Annotated in this window: 17 protein-coding genes and 1 pseudogene; 12 read left to right on the forward strand and 6 right to left on the reverse strand. The window is 45.9% G+C overall.

Going from position 1 to position 18,899, the window contains the following annotated elements; genetic code table 11:
* Positions 1 to 9: 9 nt before the first annotated feature.
* Both IQ257_RS13405 and cax read right to left on the reverse strand, forming a co-directional pair.
* Positions 10 to 183 carry a hypothetical protein gene (locus tag IQ257_RS13405; protein ID WP_193873687.1) on the reverse strand — a complete coding sequence of 58 codons (174 nt, stop codon included), beginning with the start codon at positions 181 to 183 and terminating at the stop codon, positions 10 to 12.
* A 140-nt stretch (positions 184 to 323) separates the two neighbouring features.
* Positions 324 to 1,430 (reverse strand): calcium/proton exchanger, encoded by a 1,107-nt coding sequence (gene cax / locus IQ257_RS13410; RefSeq protein ID WP_193873688.1) that lies wholly within the window; start codon positions 1,428 to 1,430, stop codon positions 324 to 326.
* Between cax and IQ257_RS13415 the strand changes: the two genes are divergently transcribed.
* The 4 genes from IQ257_RS13415 to IQ257_RS13430 all read left to right on the forward strand — a co-directional run bounded on the left by IQ257_RS13415 (position 1,420) and on the right by IQ257_RS13430 (position 5,019).
* Complete coding sequence (locus tag IQ257_RS13415; protein ID WP_193873689.1) at positions 1,420 to 1,746, forward strand: hypothetical protein; 327 nt, start codon at positions 1,420 to 1,422, stop codon at positions 1,744 to 1,746. The two genes, cax and IQ257_RS13415, sit on opposite strands and share 11 nt — an antisense overlap.
* 124 nt (positions 1,747 to 1,870) lie before the next feature.
* Entirely contained in the window at positions 1,871 to 2,851 is a 981-nt protein-coding gene (locus tag IQ257_RS13420) for a LysR family transcriptional regulator (protein ID WP_193873690.1), read from the forward strand.
* A gap of 103 nt (positions 2,852 to 2,954) precedes the next feature.
* A complete protein-coding gene (locus IQ257_RS13425) occupies positions 2,955 to 4,058 on the forward strand; it encodes an anthranilate phosphoribosyltransferase family protein (protein ID WP_193873691.1) in 1,104 nt (367 codons plus the stop codon).
* 142 nt (positions 4,059 to 4,200) lie between these two features.
* A complete protein-coding gene (locus IQ257_RS13430; protein ID WP_193873692.1) occupies positions 4,201 to 5,019 on the forward strand; it encodes a pentapeptide repeat-containing protein in 819 nt (272 codons plus the stop codon).
* Positions 5,020 to 5,078: 59 nt separating this feature from the next.
* Here IQ257_RS13430 and IQ257_RS13435 read toward each other — a convergent pair whose 3' ends face one another.
* Positions 5,079 to 5,606 (reverse strand): hypothetical protein, encoded by a 528-nt coding sequence (locus tag IQ257_RS13435; protein ID WP_193873693.1) that lies wholly within the window; start codon positions 5,604 to 5,606, stop codon positions 5,079 to 5,081.
* Positions 5,607 to 5,679: 73 nt separating this feature from the next.
* Here IQ257_RS13435 and IQ257_RS13440 point away from each other — a divergent pair, with 73 nt between their 5' ends.
* Positions 5,680 to 6,906: an MFS transporter gene (locus IQ257_RS13440; RefSeq protein WP_193873694.1), complete on the forward strand. Its 1,227-nt coding sequence runs from the start codon at positions 5,680 to 5,682 to the stop codon at positions 6,904 to 6,906.
* Positions 6,907 to 6,927: 21 nt separating this feature from the next.
* A pseudogene (locus IQ257_RS13445) lies at positions 6,928 to 7,578 on the forward strand (Uma2 family endonuclease); the annotation flags it as partial.
* A 99-nt stretch (positions 7,579 to 7,677) separates the two neighbouring features.
* On the opposite strand, the gene moeB reads toward IQ257_RS13445, so the two are convergent.
* Together moeB and IQ257_RS13455 are read right to left on the reverse strand one after the other, a co-directional pair.
* Entirely contained in the window at positions 7,678 to 8,850 is a 1,173-nt protein-coding gene (gene moeB, locus IQ257_RS13450; RefSeq protein WP_193873696.1) for a molybdopterin-synthase adenylyltransferase MoeB, read from the reverse strand.
* A gap of 135 nt (positions 8,851 to 8,985) precedes the next feature.
* A complete protein-coding gene (locus tag IQ257_RS13455; protein WP_193873697.1) occupies positions 8,986 to 9,504 on the reverse strand; it encodes a M67 family metallopeptidase in 519 nt (172 codons plus the stop codon).
* 136 nt (positions 9,505 to 9,640) lie between these two features.
* Between IQ257_RS13455 and IQ257_RS13460 the strand changes: the two genes are divergently transcribed.
* The 5 genes from IQ257_RS13460 (at position 9,641) to IQ257_RS13480 (ending at position 16,054) form a co-directional block, all read left to right on the forward strand.
* Positions 9,641 to 10,783: a hypothetical protein gene (locus IQ257_RS13460; RefSeq protein WP_193873698.1), complete on the forward strand. Its 1,143-nt coding sequence runs from the start codon at positions 9,641 to 9,643 to the stop codon at positions 10,781 to 10,783.
* A gap of 4 nt (positions 10,784 to 10,787) precedes the next feature.
* Complete coding sequence (locus IQ257_RS13465) at positions 10,788 to 11,231, forward strand: hypothetical protein (protein ID WP_193873699.1); 444 nt, start codon at positions 10,788 to 10,790, stop codon at positions 11,229 to 11,231.
* Between the two features lie 125 nt (positions 11,232 to 11,356).
* Entirely contained in the window at positions 11,357 to 11,953 is a 597-nt protein-coding gene (locus IQ257_RS13470; protein ID WP_193873700.1) for a Uma2 family endonuclease, read from the forward strand.
* Positions 11,954 to 12,124: 171 nt separating this feature from the next.
* The gene (locus IQ257_RS13475; protein ID WP_193873701.1) at positions 12,125 to 14,422 is read left to right on the forward strand and encodes a DNA methyltransferase; all 2,298 of its coding nucleotides are present in this window, start codon (positions 12,125 to 12,127) and stop codon (positions 14,420 to 14,422) included.
* Between the two features lie 54 nt (positions 14,423 to 14,476).
* Positions 14,477 to 16,054 (forward strand): hypothetical protein, encoded by a 1,578-nt coding sequence (locus IQ257_RS13480; protein ID WP_193873702.1) that lies wholly within the window; start codon positions 14,477 to 14,479, stop codon positions 16,052 to 16,054.
* A gap of 35 nt (positions 16,055 to 16,089) precedes the next feature.
* On the opposite strand, the gene glmU is transcribed toward IQ257_RS13480, so the two are convergent.
* Positions 16,090 to 17,460 (reverse strand): bifunctional UDP-N-acetylglucosamine diphosphorylase/glucosamine-1-phosphate N-acetyltransferase GlmU, encoded by a 1,371-nt coding sequence (gene glmU, locus IQ257_RS13485; protein ID WP_193873703.1) that lies wholly within the window; start codon positions 17,458 to 17,460, stop codon positions 16,090 to 16,092.
* 236 nt (positions 17,461 to 17,696) lie between these two features.
* Between glmU and IQ257_RS13490 the strand changes: the two genes are divergently transcribed.
* Positions 17,697 to 18,698 (forward strand): ATP-binding protein, encoded by a 1,002-nt coding sequence (locus tag IQ257_RS13490; protein ID WP_193873704.1) that lies wholly within the window; start codon positions 17,697 to 17,699, stop codon positions 18,696 to 18,698.
* Positions 18,699 to 18,899: the final 201 nt, after the last annotated feature.

The following is an 18,899-nucleotide window of genomic DNA, read 5'->3' on the forward strand; positions in this document are numbered from 1 at the left end:
CCCCAGCTTTCAGGTATGCACCTTATAAATGCTCAGTAGGTGGCGGTTGCTCAATAGCTCCTGGAGGGAGATGCCGCTAACGAGTGCTGCTGTCTCTAGGGGCAATCCAAACCAACCACATTCCATGAGTTTCTGAATCTGCGGCTCGGAAATCATATTAGAAGGCGTTGTGTCGGCTTTCATAATGGGTGTTCACCTGCGCTTAATTTCAGTAGGCTTCAAGGCAAATCTGATAGAGGATTTCCAGATTAGCTGCCCTATCACGTGGGGGGATGAGGGGAGGGAGATACCCCTCACCCCGCTCACCTGACGCAAACTTTTTTTCAAGCTGGATGATAGTAGAAAGCCACGCCCAGAATCAGGTAGGTTGCCAATAGGAGAGTACCGTCTAGCCAGTTTGACCGTCCGCCAAAGCTGATGAGATTGGTAATTGCAACAGCGATCGCTAAAGCAATTACTTCAAAGGTATTGAAGTTAAGATCAATAGGCTGACCCATTGCCTGACCCACCAGTACTAAAACTGGAGCAACAAATAGGGCGATGAGCAGGCTATCACCGGTTGCCGTAGCCACGGTTAAATCCATTTGATTTTTCAGGGCAAGCCTCACGACTGTCACTAATCCTGCTACATCACTAATTAATGGCAGCACAATTACCCCTGTAAACAGGGGAGTCAGTCCAAACCGCTCGATTTGGGAAGAGATTACACCGACAAACAAATCGGATTCAAAAGCAACGGCAAGGGTGGAAACCAACAGAACTGCAATCCACACCCCCAGTTTTGACCAATTCCGCTTCTGGGACGCCTCCGACTCAGAGAAAGCAGCAATCCCATCCATTTCTTCATCCGCTAATCCCACATCGTAGAGGTAGCTGTGGGTTTTGAGGGAAAACAGGAGCGTTAATCCATAGACGGCAATCAGTATCACCGAAACGATGAGTGAGAGATTGCGAATAGCGCTGGCATCAACGATATTAGAAGTGTCAATCACCATCGTCGGTAAGGCAATTGCGATCGCTGCCAGGGTCATGGATGAGCCATTCACTTTTACTAAAATAGGCTTAAACTCTTGCTCTTTGTAGCGTAGTCCTCCAGTAAGCATCGCCAAACCTAATAGCAGGAGTAGGGCACTGAGAATACTGCCTGTAATACTCGCTTCGACAATATCCACCAGTCCTTGACGCAGTGCCATGAGCGCAATAATGAGTGCAGTTGCATTGCCAAAAAGAGCGTTGACTAATCCTCCCAACGACGGACCTGTAACCACCGCCACCTTCTCCGTCGCCTTCGCAAGCCAAATCGATAGGGGAATAATGGCGAGTATGGAGGTCACAAAAACAGCGTCTTCGCCCCAATGCAACACATCAGCCGCGACTGAAATGGGGACGAAGATTAAAAGAACTCCTTGAATCAGGTTTTTGATTGCCATAGCCTTGTGCAACAATAAAGGCTTACCTAGCCCAGATATTGGGTTGGCAAACTATCAATTATGCAGTTTGACAGCATTTATAAACAATTGCACCAGTGGGCGTGATGTTCAGCGAGTGCGCAACATTTATTCAGCAGTTAACCGCGATGGTAAAGCTTTAGCTACTGGGAGTAGTGGTGCGATCGCATTTATAGCAACTGCCAAGACGGTTAGGACATATATGAATTTAGTAGAGACGTTCCGGCGGAACGTCTCTACCAGAGTTTGTCCTAAGATATGTGTCCACTGCCATATCACGAGTGGAAGACAATGGTGAGTTCATCCTTGCAGTAGCAATTACCCCCTAAAAAATATTAGCTGTATCGAACTCTACCAAACTTAATTAACAAATCCTTTATCGTCATAAGACTATTCCGAATTGTAATCAGCTTTTATAAATCATGCGGATTGAGCAGTTGCAGGCTTTTTTAGCAGTTGCCGAAACGGGTAGCTTTGGACAAGCTGCCCGAAAATGCGGGGTGACGCAATCGACCATCAGTAGACAAATTCAGTCGTTAGAGGCTGACTTAAGGGTGCCACTCTTCCATCGCACTGCTCAAGCCAAATTAACTCTCGGCGGAGAACACCTTTTGCCGCGCGTCCGCAAAATCTGTCAGGAGTGGTGCAATGCCACCCAGGAACTCTCAGATCTAGTAGCAGGCAAGCAACCCGAACTCTGTGTTGCCGCTATTCACTCCGTCTGCGCTCACCATTTACCCCCCCTTTTGCAGAAATTTTGTCGCCACTACCCAGAGGTACAGTTGCGGGTGACAGCACTAGGAAGCGATCGCGCCCTGAAAGTCCTCAAAGATGGCTTAGTCGATATCGCCATTGTCATGAACAATCGCTTCTTAACCGCTAGCCCAGAAATGGTGGTCGATGTTCTCTACAATGAGCGCATTGAAGTGTTAATGGCAGCCGATCATCCCCTAACTCGGTATCAACAAGTGCCTTGGTCTGAACTGGTTAAATACCCACAGGTCGTGTTTAAAGATGGCTATGGTATGCAACGCTTGGTACACGAATGGTTCTCTCGCCTAGGGGAAAACCTCCAAACCGTGATGGAGTTGAATACCCTAGAAGCCTTTCGCGGCGTTGTGCGCCAAGGAGAACTCATTGCCCTCTTGCCCCAATCAGCTTTAATCGAAGCCCAAAGCGACCCCACCCTAGCCGTGCGAGCGATCGACAACCTGCCGATATCACCTGCATCCAACGGCTACACCGTTAGTAATAAACCGGATACAAGCCTGACTCGTCAAGTTGTTCTAGTTACCACTCAAGATCGCCTGCAAATCCCTCCGATTCAACACTTTTGTCAATTGGTGCGACAGCTACAGCAACCAACTGTTATAGTACCGCATTTAGCCCTGAGTCATAACTAAGGGATTCCCCAGTTAAAACGGGCAACAAACCCATCCCGAAGAATTTTAACAACAATAGACTGCTTGCAACCGTTCAAACCCTACCTCGAAATCCAAAACTGCTATGAGTGATGCCTTCAGGGAATTGTTAAAGAAAGTGGGTAGTGGCACCCACACCAGCAAAGATTTAAGTCGCCAAGAAGCGGCAGAGGCGACTCGCATGATGCTGCGGCAAGAAGCAACACCGGCGCAAATCGGGGCATTTATGATCGCTCACCGGATTAAACGCCCTACTAGTGAAGAATTGGCAGGGATGTTGGATGCTTACGAGCAACTAGGCTCCAAGTTGTCTCCTGGGAAAATGGGGAATGGGCAAGAGGTTTCGGCGGAGTCCTCTTTTCCACCTGTAACGGTATTGGGGACACCCTATGACGGGCGATCGCGAACTGCACCGGTAACACCGATAACTGCAATCATCTTAGCTGCGGCTGGGGTGAGTGTGGTGATGCACGGGGGCGACTGTATGCCAACAAAGTATGGAATCCCCGCAATCGAAATTTGGCAGGGATTGGGTGTTAACTTTAGGAAACTATCCCTGGAACAGGTACAGCAGTTACTCCAGAAAACGGGTTTGGGATTCATATACCTACCCCAGCACTTTCCCCAAGCCCAAAGCTTGGTTCCCTACCGCGACCAAATTGGCAAACGCCCACCCATAGCCACTGTAGAACTCATTTGGTCTCCTTACAGGGGAGATGCTCATATTGTGGCTGGCTACGTTCATCCCCCCACTGAAACCTTGTTTCGAGAGACATTGGGTATGCGGGGAAGCACTTATTTTACCTTGGTGAAAGGGTTAGAGGGCAGTTGTGATTTGCCCCGCGATCGCACAGCTATTATTGCAATCGGTAAACCTGATAGCAGCGAAGGTTTTGAACGTCTGCTCTTGCATCCCCGCGACTACGGTTTTGCCGGGAAGGAAGTACCCCTTGAGTCCGCCCCTCAGCTTTTGACACAGATACAGGAGGTTTTGGACGGCGAATCTTCAGAATTACTGCAAACGGCTATCTGGAACGGTGGGTTTTATCTGTGGCGCTGCGGTGCTTGCCCCGATATACCTACGGGTTTTGCTAAAGCCCAAAGCCTTTTGACTGATGGTTATGCTGCCCAGAAGCTTCAGGACGTTCGACAAGCGATCGCTTCTCTGGAATTAACTTACCAAACCTAAGACCGAATGCATTGACCTAATATCGTTTCCTAGAAAGTCTTCAGTCAGAGCCTTTCATTTAAGTTAAGTTGCAAGTTATTTCTACCACGTTGCATTAATATATTATGTGAGTAAGCGCGGGGTACATAGTACCTGAAAATTTATGAATGACAAATTAAATTATCGTTTAACCCTCAAAACTATAGGATTTTACTCATTAATTCTTTGGGGAAGTTTTGCATTACCCGCTAAAGCACAGTTGCGGGATAATGTTTTACGGGAATTTCCTCAGCAATGCCAGCGAGCCAAGCAAGCCCCAGGTGCTAATCTGACTGCAACAACTGAATACGATGTACTTCAACAACGAGCCTATGCTCTTCCAATACAAACGCAAGCAAGTTTTACGGGGTGCGATCTGAGGGCTGCCGATCTTAGAGGTGCCAATCTAAGTGGTGTCGATCTCAGTGCAGTTAATCTCAGTCCGATAACCTCAGTCGAGCGGACGGGTTTACTTGAAACCCCCGCAAATCTTACAGGCGCAAATCTCAGCCAATCCAAACTGGACTATGCCAACTTAACCAGCGCAAATTTAACGAATGCCAATCTTCAAGGAGCGCGTTTGTACGATACTAACTTGAGAGATGCTCAATTAGTCGGTGCCAGCTTGAATGGAGCGTTTGCTTCTTACATCATCTTATACGGGGCTAATTTGACTGGCGCTAATTTAAGTTCGGGAAATTTTACCGCTGCAAGGATGGCGGATGCTGATTTGAGCAATACCAATCTTTCTAGAGCGAATCTCACGTTAGCGGACTTGACTAATGCCAAACTTAGTAATGCCAATTTAAGCAAAGCAGATTTCAGGGATGCTAATCTTAGCAAGGCTAATTTGATTGGCGCAAGCGATGCCAATCTCAGCGGTGCCAATTTGTGCGGGGCGACTCTTCCCAATGGCACGATATCTCAACAAGGTTGTCAGTAGAAAAGGGATAATGAGTAATGGGTAATTTCCAGGGCTACCCATTACCAACTCATCGAAAATTAGCGCGGAAAATCCTCCGCATCAATACAGGTTTCTAACGCTCTAGGCGGCGAAAAGTCAATCTCGCGGCTCAAGCCAACAACACACTCGGCAAAACGCAGGGGTAAAAGCGTGCGACGACAGTGATCGAGAACCGAAAGGGAATCAGCATTTTCGATGTTATCATCAATATCTACTACACATTTTGCCAGTTCCTTCGGTCGTCGAACTCGCGTACAAGCCACTAAAGCATCATTAGCCCCAATCGGCGTTAACGTCTTGATTTTGAGGACACACAGTGATAAATCTTTGGGGTAAAGAACTTCTGCACAAGCGGCTGCGGCTAGGTCTCTGGAAACATCAGCCCGCAATAACTCAGCCGCACAGACTTGAAACTCACTGATGGCGGCAGTAGCGGGACGAATGGGAATTGCTAGAGTAAATAAACTAACAGTGGCTAGCTGACTGGCACAGACTCTCCAGAAGGAAGGGACGGTGCGTTTTTGGGGACTGGGACTAGGCATAAGAATTTTATCGGAAAATGTCATAAGCTATGCTACCTGTTTAGAGGCTATTTAAGGATGCCATACTCGTATTAATTTGCACTGAATGCCCAAGCTTATGAATAGCCGTGAAGCCTCACCCAAAGTCCTATGGCTACAAGTCTGGGGACTCGCCGCCGTACAGGGAGCGATCGCGTTAACCTGGGTAATATACAACCTTTACCTGCTCAAACTCCTGACTCAGTTTGGCTTTCCCAAAGGACTGGCAACAGGACTGCTGATTTTAGAAAATATCTTAGCGGCTGTCATGGAACCGTTGATGGGGGGACTTTCTGATCGAGTTCAGCGCTGGGTTGGCACTCGCTTCCTCTTCATTGCTGTTGGCATTGTTTTATCATCTGCTTTCTTTATCAGCATTCCTGCCGTTGTGGTTTTTGGCAGTCCGGTTACTGCAATTCGCTGGGTACTGCCCGGAGTGATGGTAGCATGGGCGTTGGCAATGACTGTGTTTCGGAGTCCGGCTTTATCCTTGCTGGGGCGGTATGCCTTTGCGACAAATCTCCCTCAAGCGGCTAGCATACTCACTCTAGTCGGAGGAGTCGCGGGGGCTATGGCACCCTTAGCGGGTCAGTTTATTCTAAGTTTAGGATCAGTTTTTACGTTTACGGTTGGATCATTTACGCTGCTTGGTGCGGCGGCGGCTTTGAGATTCGTCAATCCTAACCGCAGCATACAGCAACCCAAACCGGATGCGCCTGCAAGTATCACACCCACCAATAGCTGGCGACAGATTTCTATCCCGCACTTGGGATTGGTGTTTGGTGCTGGGGTAGGAGTAGCGCTAGGATTTCGCTTGATGATGCAAACCTTTCCTAGAATTCTAAATACTCAAGTTCCAGATGCCAACAAGAGCTTAATTTTGGGTGGAATTTTTATCGCGGTGGCACTCACCGCTATCCCGGCTGGAACCCTTGCGACTCGCTTGGGGAATCGTCAAGCGATGGTTTTTGGGTTGTTGGCAATGGCGGGATTGACTGGAGTCATGGTGTTGACTCAAAATGGGGTATTTGCTGGTGTAATAGCGATCGCATTCGGTGCAACCTTTAGCTTGGTTTCCAACGGCACTATTCCCTTTGCCCTATCGATGGTGCCGCCGGATAAGGCAGGTTTAGGAACAGGTATTTATTTTAGTGGTGGTGCTGTTGCCAATAGTGTGTTTGCCGGTATCTTTAGTCAGCCTGATAGTGTATCACCCATTATTAGTGCGTTAATTGGAGCTGCTGCCTTTTTAGCCGCAGGTTTTTTTGTAGCAATGAGCGGTAAGCTCACACATTCATATTGTTAACATAAAGCCAGATATCATCGGTACAAGCGACCGGATTGGTTTGGTGTGGTAGGCATCCCTCGATTTTATGATGAAGTCGATATGCGACTGAGTTATGTAATTTGGCAGGAAGGTGTGATTCCATTTGTGGTGGTTGAACTGCTTTCTCCAGGTACAGAAAAGGAAGATTTAGGGCAATTTGACTCAGAAAAACTGCCACCTGAATCTCAGGAAGTTGCAGAGAATGGGCAAATAATTCAGACTCAGACTGAGGAAAAGGAGAAACCACCCCGAAAATGGCAGGTTTACGAGCAAATTTTACACATTCCTTACTATGTCGTTTTTAGCCGTTATACCAATCAGCTAAGAGTATTTAAGATGGCAGGAGGGCATTACCAAGAACTGGAGTTAAACCAGTCACGAGTATGGATGCCAGAGTTAGAGTTAGGCTTGGGATTGTGGCAAGGAGAGTTTCAAGGAATTGAGCGCTTGTGGTTGCGTTGGCACGATACTGAAGGTAACTGGATTCCTACTGAGGCGGAACAGGAACGAACTGAAAAAGCACAGGCTTTACAGCAAGCTGAACAGGAGAAACAACGAGCTGAACAAGCAGAATCTAGGTTAGAGTCTTTAATTCAGCGACTTCGGGAATCGGGGATTGACCCTAATACGTTGCTAGATGACCAAAGCTGATCCAATACATTTTATCGAAAGGGTAATTCATGAATCACCCCTTCGATAAGATCACTGCAACTGAGAACCGCTATAGACGAACAAAACCACCCGACAAGCTTAATACTCAGGCACTGAAGAATCAATTTCTCGACTCCAAGCAGTAATTCCACCTTTAACGTTAATCCCCTCAATTCCGGCTTCTTTCAGGATGCCCAACGCTTTAGCTGAACGACCACCCATCTTACAATGGGCAATCAATCGATGACCGTTCAATAGTTCCTTAACTTTTTCCACACCGGCACCGTTTTCAATATCTGGTAATGGTATCAGCACGGCACCAGGAATCTTGGCAATTTCGTACTCATTAGGATTGCGGACATCAAGGAGGAGAAAATCTTTCGCACCACTATCGAGAAGTTGCTTGAGTTCCTGAACAGTCATTTCTTGGATAGCCATCAGCCGTTGTGCCTCCTGCTCTTTTGCCTGAGTAATACCGCAGAATTGCTCGTAGTCTACTAACTTTTCAATAACAGGTCGCACGGGGTTCGGTCGCAACTTTAGCTCACGGAAACTCATTTCCAAAGCGTTGTAGAGCAATAACCGTCCGTTGAGGGTTGTGCCTTTACCCAGGATAATTTTAACGGTTTCTGTTGCTTGGATAACTCCGATAATTCCGGGTAGAATACCCAAGACGCCGCCTTCGGCACAGGAGGGAACCATTCCCGGAGGTGGGGGTTCGGGGAACAAGTCGCGATAGTTAGGTCCGCCTTCGTAGTTAAATACGGTTGCTTGTCCTTCAAACCGGAAGATAGAACCGTAGACGTTGGGCTTACCTAGCAACACGCAAGCGTCATTGACCAAGTAACGGGTCGGGAAGTTATCGGTGCCATCGACAACGATATCGTAGGGCTTCATGATATCGAGAGCGTTCTCAGAAGTCAGGCGGGTTTCGTAGAGGTCTACCTGACAGTTGGGATTAATTTCCAGAATCCGAGTTTTGGCAGAGTGAATCTTCGGTTTGCCAACCCAAGACGTGCCGTGAATCACTTGACGTTGCAAGTTGGAACTATCGACAATATCAAAATCAACAATGCCGATGCGTCCGATACCAGCAGCAGCCAGGTAAAGCAATAGGGGCGAACCGAGTCCACCTGTACCGATACAGAGGACGCTGGCGGCTTTGAGTCGTTTTTGCCCCTCCAGTCCAACTTCTGGCAAAATTAGGTGTCGGGAATAGCGTTCGTACTCTTCTCGTGTAAGCTGGATTTCATCCAGATTGGGATTTAACATGGTGATTTGGTAAGGAGCTCAAGATTTAATAGCTTATCCAAAAATTGGTCGTCAGTGAGGGAAACGGTTATCGGATCTTGATAGTTCGTCCGATATCGTGCGACCCAAGGTATTTTTGAGCGAAAGGTTAGGGTGTTACTCCCCAAAATCTGCCGCTTCGACCGTGAGAATTTCCTCAGGCTGAAACTGCCCCTCATCATCGAGGCTCCAGCTTCTGAGGTCACGAGTTATACCTTGCTGAACGGAAATTATAATATACGAGTATTGCTGCCAAGCGATCGCCTGATCGAATGGAGACGGCACGGCTGGGTGATCAGGGTGAGAGTGGAAAATTCCAATAATATTTAGATTGCGATCGCGTGCTTCTTTTTGCACCTTCAGCATGACTTCTGGGGCAATGGTAAAGTGGTTGCGTTTAGTGGCTGAGGGTTGAACGGAACCCTCTACAGCTTGGAATGCTGCAATTGTCTCATCGTCCCAAGCGTTTTCGGTGGGTAAGACTTCGATTAAGGTTTTAACCGTTCCCTGAAGTTGACCCAAGAGTAAACCGCAGCACTCTTCTGGGTAGGTTCCTTCGGCGTGGGTTTGCATCGCCTGGAGATGATGGGAGTGGAGTTTGAGGATACTGGGGGGGAAGTCTCCTTCTGTTGTCATGGGGATACACCTAAGTTTTAAGCCTGAAATCTTTCTGCCTTACTCCCCAACAAGGTAGGCAATTGGACTGCAACTAGCATAATTGAATAATCAGGGAATCGAAGGAGCTGAAACGCTTACATTAATTTTAACTATAATGGCTCAAAATCTTGATCGCTCTAAAACTTACGAATCTTTCCTGACTTATTTTGCCCAATACGCTCAGGACTTTCTGAGGACGCAAAACCAGGAAATCAAGGAATCTTTAATGCGTCGGCAAATTCCACTTAGCAAAATTCCCCCTCTAGAACAAGCCTGTAAAATCTCACTAAAACTGGGCGAAAAGCTAGCCTTGAATCCTATTAAAAAAAAGCTCATCAACCAAATTGAAGCGGCTGCCTATTTTCTTCGAGATTTTCAAATTGGCATTTTAGGTCAACGCACCAGTGTATTTCATCTTTATGAAATCGAAATTCAAGTCGATAACAACCTTCACTATGCGTTAACGTTTGAATCCGGGAAGCTTTTCATCCAAATTCCCTATTGGCAAATGCTCTTTCTGGATCGCTATATCCCCTATCAAAAGCTAAAAGCCCTATGGAATCGAGGCGCACATCTTCCCAAGCTGTCCCCTGCGCGTCGGGTTTGGTGGTTGTTGAACCCCATTGGCGAATTGCGATCGAATCTGAGATCGATGCTGTTGCTTGCCGTTCAAAAGCAACTTTTAGGACTTGATAAGTTATTGGTTAAATTTGGACTGGTTGATGGCGAAGAGCGTGAAAATCTGCCCGATGGAGACGGACATCCTGAAGGTCACAGGTTCAAGGATAGCGCGATCGCTTTCCTGAAAGCTACCGTCAACGAGGAAAAACTGGGCGTGAATCTGGAGCTGGTTCTAAAGGAGCGGGATGAGGCAACCCTGGCACAGCTCTTGGGTGTCTTTAAGAAAAATTTATCCGATCCCGGTCAAATGGAAGAACTCATTGATACTGGAGCCTTAACCTTACAGGAGACAATCGAGCAAGAACAATCCCAAGTCGATATCAAAATGTTTGGCTTTGTGAATGTCGGCAACTACCACCGGATTGATGTCGATCTGAATATAAGCGCAGGCTACATGAAAAAATACGTTGAGGTGATACCCAGAAACGCGGATATCAAAGCCGTTCAATTTGGGTTCGTGAATGTCTATACCATTGACGATATCACCGTGAACCCAAACTTTCACGGGGCGATGAAGCTCAATTTTGAAACGGCGGCTCTAGAACAAGCGTTGAAGGAATTAGAACTGGTAGGATAAATCTATGGAACGTGGTTTGCTCTGGTTACCCTTGCTGGCAGTCTTTTTTTGGCTGGCTTGGTCGGGTTGGAACGAATACCAAAAAGTTGAAGCCTATGGCAATTGGGCAAAGCAATTCGATCGAGCGAAGTACGATATTTATGCAGTACTGGGTCAAAAAAACGATGAGTTAACCTGGGGAAAACCCACCCGTTCCGAACCCGTAGATTTAAAAACCTTCTCGCTCAAAGACGTACAATCTATCCGCTTGCTTGTGAATAACCAGGTAGCTGATTTAGAGACGCCTCCTAGTAAAGGTCGAGCGATCGCGTTGGAATTTATCTTAGGAGAACCCACCCCTTCTCTTCAAGTTCCTTTTACAGAAATTCGCCTCGCTGTAAAGTGGGGGAAGTTTCTTCAGGAAGAATTGCAGAAGAATAGGGAGTGGGGAGTAGGGAGTGGGGAATAGGGGTATCCATTTTCGCCAACTTGTAGGATAGGCGTCTCGCCTGTCTTGGGACTTTGGGTGTGATGCATCCATAGGAAATTGCGATCGCTAAGATAGTTTCAACAGATGAGTTGGGTATCCAAGCTATGCAGACAACAGAAAAATCGTCCACTCTTCGTCCTTGGACTTTCGAGGAATACCACCGCATGGCAGAAGCGGGGATTTTTCACCCAGAGGAACGAGTTGAATTAATCAATGGACAGATTATTAGAATGAGTGCCAAGGGAACTGCTCATACTGCTGCTGTGAGACGCACGGCTAGACTTTTGCGTAACCTTTTAGCCAATCAAGCCGAGGTTTATACTCAAGACCCTATTCAGTTAGATGATTTTTCGGAACCCGAACCGGATATTGCTGTTGTTAGACTTGATCCGTTGGATTACGCTGACCATCATCCTACTCCTTCAGAAGTCTATCTCATTATCGAGGTTGCTGATAGTACTTTTAAATATGATCGTGAAACGAAAGCCAAAGCTTATGCTCGGTCAGGAATTGCAGATTATTGGTTGTTAGATGTTAATGAGCGCAAACTCCACGTCTTTCGAGAACCCACTCAGGAGGGATATCAAAGTGAGGTGATTTTTGCAGAGGATGTGAGTGTTTCACCGTTACAGTTTTCGGAATTGGCGATCTCGCTTCGGGATATGTTACCGCCAGTGGTTTTTGGAGTAAGTGATCGCTAATTTTAATTTAAGCTAATAATTCATAATTATTCTCTAAATAGTATTTACAGAATAACCTGTCGCTCTTATTTTATAGATAATTTGCTAGGGGGATTGCCATGGAGGATGTAGTTGCAGCTAATCGGCTCCAAGCTATAGTTAAGGTATATGACCTATGTTCAATAGAATGGTATGACAAGTGAACCCCAGATATTGGCTAATTTAAAAGCACTACAGAGTTTAAGTCTTGGTTCTACTGAGCAGGATGTTAGAGAAGACTTTATCAAACCTCTGCTAGAGAGTTTGGGGTATCGTTCAGGAATAGAAAATGCTATTGAACGCAACGTGTCCCTTAAAGTCTCTTATGTGAAGATAGGAACAAAGAAAATTAATATTTCCACATATCCAGATTATGTCCTTTCAGTCGCTCAGACTAGGAAGTGGGTATTAGATGCTAAGAACCCTGATGAGTCGGTTTTAGACGTTGAACATATTTTTCAGGTTCACAGCTATGCTATGCACAAAGAAATCAATGTACGGCTTTATGCCTTATGCAATGGCAATGAGTTAGCTCTTTACCGCACTATCGATAATACAAATGAACCTGTATTTTACATCCGTCGAGAGGAATTAGTAGAACGCTGGGACGAACTATACCAGCTTCTTTCGGTAGAGGCATTTCAAAATCGCCTCCACTATCATGTTACTCCTAAAATACCGCCACTAAAAGAAAAGTCCTCTAATTTGAGCGAATCTCATCCAAAGAATATCATTGACCAAGAACCGCTAAGAAAAATTATTATTCCCCGGAAGCAAGCTTCTCAAGTTCACGCAAGAACGCATCCTTATTTTACTCGTAGACCTTGGAATGTTATTCAAGAATATATCAGATATTACTCGAATCGAGGTGATGTCATCCTTGACCCTTATGGGGGTTCAGGTGTAACAGTCATTGAGGCATTGGTATTAGGTCGTAAAGGTATTTACTTTGACATTAACCCTATTGCTACATTTATGACGCGAGTTCTGGCACTTGCACCTGTCGATTTAGCTGCATTAAATCAAGCATTCAATTCCATTGCCCAAAAATGCCAGACTAAAATCAATGAAGCCTATAGCCAGGATGATTTTAATCATACGATTGACTATTGGTATCCGACTAATGTATCCATGCCACCGGATGCAGATGTCGATTTTTTAGATGAATTATTTAGTCAGCGCCAGCTATTTTGCCTGTCTTTATTGCTTCATGAAATTGAGAAAATTAAAAATCCTGATATCCGGGATATTCTGAAGCTGGTATTCTCGGCAACCTTAGTTAAATGTAATATTAGTTATCACAATACAGGCAGGGATGAAAGGGAGGGGGGAGGTGATAGTGGTTTTACCAAGTACTATCGTTACTTCGTTCCCAAACAGCGTTATCCCGAAGTCAATGTTTGGGCTGTATTTGAGAAAAAATATGGGTCGATCTATAAAGCCAAGAGTGAAATAAATACTACCATTGGTAATCGCTATCAGGATTTACAAATTTTTCAAGCCTCTGCTACAGAGATGCTCAATTATATTGAGCCTAACTCAGTAGACTATATTTATACCGATCCACCCTACGGTGCAAAAATTAGCTATTTGGATTTATCCACCATTTGGAATGCTTGGCTGAAATTACCTCTTCCTTCTCAAACCTTTGAACAAGAAGCGATTGAAGGAGGTTCCCGGAAAAAAACCTTAAAAGATTATGACAAGCTGCTAGCCGAGTCATTACAAAAAATGGCTCAAGTTCTGAAGCCAGATCGATGGATAAGTATTGTATTTGTTAGTGAAAAACCAGCTCACTGGCATACAATTTATGATACTTGTACTCAGTTAGGGTTAGAGTACGTTAACACAGTACGACAGCCTTCTGATCGCAAAACCCCTCGCAAAATAAAAAACCCCCTTCGCCATTTTTGTGGTGAAATGGTGATTAACTTTCGGAAACGCAGTCATCCTGTTATACAAGTCAAATCCAAATTAGACCGGGATATCATTGACATTATAAAACAAACAGCAGAATTAACCATCATCAATAATAACGGTGCTGCGACAACGGAAGAAATTAATGATGCAATGATTACCGAGTTGCTCAGTAACGGATATTTACAAGAAGTAACAGAGAAAGTTTCCGACTTTGGCGAACTTCTGAGAGAGTATTTTGACTACGACACAGACGCCAATGTATGGAAAATTAAGGCAAAGACTAAATTAGGTTCTCACATCCCTTTAGATAAAAGGATTCAGTTTTATCTTCAATCTACCTTTAACAAAGCCAAACGGTTAAACCAACGATTGACCATTGATGATATCGTTCCTGAAGTGATGCCTTATCTGAGAAATGGTAAAACGCCAGATAGCCAGGACATTTTAAGTGAGTTGGAGAAAATGGCGTATCCAGATGGCGAATACTGGGAAGTCAACACCGGAACTCAGCTTACGCTCAAGCTTGATTAGAAACTACAGTTTACCCCTAATCCCCAGCTTGTACCTTCAGATTTAACCTGTATTATGAAACATTTCATCCCCATTCTCGCAGTTTTTGGGCTACTTAACGCCTGTAGTAGTCCCCTCTATCAGTCATCCCAAACTATCGGCAGTTCAGCGAACTGTCCCGAACAGGCTGAACCCATGCCGATTGCTATGGAAGGGGATGAGGCGTTTTATGACCATTTTGACTATCACACCCGCAACATTGTGGCAGATACAGATACGGTAAAATTTAAAACTCTTCAGCACGATTTCGTTTACTGTCGGGGCGACCGCAATTGGACAGTACAGCCGGGAACGTTACCAGAGGAGTTGCAACCGCCCCAACCCGAACAATTCCAACAAGAACTGAATAGTCCATCCTATCAAACCGTTGAATTAAACGGACAGACTTATCAATATCGGGTAATTCTGGAACCCAATCCTTTTACAAGCGACGAACAACGACAAGAACCGGAAGAAGTTGTATTTGAGCTAATTGCCCCCGATAGCGAACAACCCCAACGTCAAACCCTGTATACCCTAGAACAAGTCAAGCAGGCTGAAATAGGAAGTGGGTTAGGCGTACCTCGCGTTACGGCTGCTGTTGATTACGAAAATCGCTTGTTTTGGTCGGTGGCGTCGGAACAAGGCGAAGGCTTTAGCGGCATAGCGACAGTTGTGGGTTACAATCCTGTAGCCGATGAATTTGTCATGATTCAACCGCCGGAACTTCAGGGACAGCAAATTACAGATTTAGTGATTGCTGGAGACTCCACCAATCCTGTTTTTTGGATGGGAACTCAAATGAGTGGGGAAGGCAGTCCCTACCTACCGGGAATGGGATTAGTCGCTTATCGTCCCACCCCACCCCGTGTGACATCGGGTTCAATTACTGCTTACCACGTTCGCAACAGTCCGATTGTCGGGGCAATTGTCGATCAAGTGTTATTGGAAAGCGAGCGCTTGTGGGTCAGCACAGGTAACGGTATTTGTCAAGTCAAGTGGCAAGGGGCTGATAATCCTCAAAACTGGTCGTGCTGGCGATTTGCTGCTATGGCAAAACTGCCGAGTGAGGGACTACCACTCTACAGTAGCCTGCAAGACCAAACAGTTGATGCCACACTCCCTCCGGATGAGGAAACTGTAGAGGTACTGTGGTGGATGCCTATCGACTACGAGACTCGTAACGGTCGCTATGAAGTCAGGTATGATGAAGGCTTTAACGCGGCATTGGAGGGACAAGGGGCAGTTCCTTGGTCTGAGTTGTATCAATCATCAAGGCAACCCAATAGCTGGCAACCCTCCGTCTACTGGTTAGGTCGAGAGTGGCATTGGAATGGAGATCGCTTTGTGCGAGGCTTTGATGAAGTGGCACTCAGTTTGTTTGGGGGAGGACCCCATGGCATTGAACCGGATACCGCAGAGGTTGGAAGCCGTCCTGATGTGAATGCTATACGGGGTGATTTAGAATTGCTGGAACTAACGGAAAATTCTACTAGCGTCAAACATTATTCGGGTTGGGTGGAAGAAAACGCGCTCGAACCTTACCTAACTGTTGTACCGCAACAGCCAATTCTTAATCCTCGACCCAATCCTCTCATGGATTTTAGGGAGTAGGGAGTAGGGATTAGAACGCAACTTGATATTAATGATCAACTTGACGATTTTTCTGCCTGAGACTTCAACCGCCAACCGGGTTTCACGACTTGACGCGCACGGGCAATCACCAGGCAATCATCCGGCACATCTTCTGTCACTACCGAACCCGCCGCTACATTTACATCTTCTCCGAGAGTGACGGGTGCGACCAAAACGCTATTTGAGCCAGTTTTAGAGCGATCGCCGATTTCTGTCCGGTGCTTCTTGATTCCATCGTAGTTGGCAGTAATAGTTCCTGCACCGACATTTACTCGATTTCCCAGCGTCGCATCTCCTAAATAAGAGAGATGGGCAACATTTGTGCGATCGCCAATTTGAGCATTTTTCAGTTCTACAAAATTCCCGACACGACAGGATTCTCCCACGTTTACATGACCCCGTAGGTGCGAGTAGGGACCAATCCGAGTGCCATTTTTAACAACAGAATCACTTACCACAGAATACAATACCGTGACATTCTCACCCAACTGACTATTTTCAATCAGACTTCCCGGACCAATACGACTACCGGAACCAATAACCGTTTTACCTCGCAGATGGGTTTGGGGTTCGACAATCACATCTGGCTGCAACTCCACCCCATCATCAATCGTGATGCTGCCAGGGTCAATCAACGTTACCCCCGCCTTCATCCAGGCATCTTTTACCCGCGTTTGCAGAATCTGGTAAGCATTGGCAAGTTGTTTGCGATCGTTGATGCCGAGGATTTCCTGGTAATCTTCAACATCTACCGCCATTACAGGGTCTAAATAGTTAACAACATCCGTTAGGTAATACTCCTTCTGGTCGTTATTCGCTTGGAGTTCCGGTAGAATTTTAGCCAATTGCGACCAATTGAAACAGTAGACCCCAGCGTTAATCCGGCAGTTTTGCTTTTGAGCTGGCGTGCAGTCCCGGTCTTCTACAATCTGCGTGACCCGATTTTGCCCGTCACAAAAAACCCGTCCGTACCCTTGAGGATTTGGCAGTTGGGCAGTCAGCAGAGTAGCCGCATTTTGATTAACTTGATGGGTTTCCAGTAGCTGCTTGAGTGTGCTGGGTCGCAATAGGGGAACATCCCCATTTAAAATCAGTAGGTCGCCAGTAAATCCTTCTAGGTGGGGCAGCAGTTGTTGAACGGCATGACCGGTTCCCAATTGCTCGGTCTGTTCGACAAATTCCAGCCCCGCAAACGCTTCTAGAGATTGTTTAACTTGTTCAGACTGATAGCCGACAATCACGAGACACTGCAAGGGATCAACGGCAAGACTAGTGTTAACCACTCGTTCAACTAGTGAAAATGAGCCTAACTTGTGGCAGACCTTGGGAAGGTCTGATTTCATTCGCGTCCCGCGACCTGCTGCTAAAATCGCTACTGCTACCATGACTGAGCTATCAACTACCTGCTACCAGCGTTCAAAATTTTCGCTAAACGATGATAGCACTTGTGGGAGCAAGGGCGACCAGTAATACAGATATCGCACTCTTCTGGAGAAGTGAGCGCTTCTACATTGATGACAACATAATTTTTATTACATAATAATACATATGTACTAAAATAAGAAAGAAAGGTAGTAGTTGGCTAAAATAGCCTTGCACTACCCCTTATACTGAGGGGCGTATGAAAGCAGAACTTCTCAAGAGATTGTTTAAGGCGATCGCTACTTCCGACACAGAGGCGATTGACAAGCTCACCTACCTAGTAATTGAAGAAGAGCGCAGCAAAGGACATACGCTGCTAGCTGACCAATTAGAGAACATACAGAAAAAGAGCCAGAAGGAAAAGCCTGCTTCAAACAGTAAACCAGCCTATCTGGTATCGGAAAACCTACAAGCTCTGAGTGAACTGCCAACCAGTAAGCGGTTCAATCTTCCCTTAGTCACCCTCTTACCGAGGGAGAAACTGCGACATCACATGGTGCTGCCTGATGCCGTTGAGAAACGTTTCCAGCGAATTGAGCGCGAGTATGCAGCAAGAGATAGACTAGCTCATCACGGACTGCGCTACAGGCAAAAAATTCTCTTGTATGGTTCTCCTGGTTGTGGAAAGACTCTGGGAGCTGAGCGTTTAGCTTGGAATACGGGTTTACCTCTGCTCAAAGTCCGCTTTGACGCAATGGTATCGTCTTTTTTAGGCGAAACTGCTAGTAACTTGAGACTAGTCTTTGATAAAGCTTCAGAAGAGCCATGTTTGTTGTTTCTTGATGAATGTGACTCGATTGCTAAGTCACGGGAGGATACTCAGGAAGTAGGAGAAATCAAGCGAGTTGTGAACACATTTCTGCAAATTCTCGATGAGTATGAGTCTTCCTCTGGTCTTTTAGTAGCAGCGACGAACCTGAATAAGTCTCTGGATACTGCTCTATGGAGACGATTTGATGACTTGATTGAAGTACCACTACCAGGAGAACAGGAGCTAGAATTTATACTAAAGCAAACCTTATCTGCCATTGAAGTTGGCTCGATCAACTGGTCACGGATTATTAAGCAGATGAGTGGTTTTTCTGCTGCTCAAGCAGTGAGAGTAGCACAAGATGCCGCTAAACGAGCGATTCTTGAGCGAGAGGAATTAGTGATTCAGGAACACTTAGAAGAAGCTATTGAAGAGATTAAGATTTATTAAGACAAATCATTGGCTTGTTTGGAGAACTAAATGGTTGAACCTTCTAAGCAATTCCCCCATATCCAGCTTAGGCTGGCAAGGGAGGGAACTGCTGCGCCTCCTCCATCAGGAGGGAGAAAACAGAATCCTCGCACAACTGCAAATGCAGGTGATAGGGGGGGACATGGCAGTAGACTTAAGAGTTCGACATTATCCATAGTC

The organism is Coleofasciculus sp. LEGE 07092 (assembly GCF_015207375.1).
Taxonomy (GTDB): domain Bacteria; phylum Cyanobacteriota; class Cyanobacteriia; order Cyanobacteriales; family Coleofasciculaceae; genus LEGE-07092.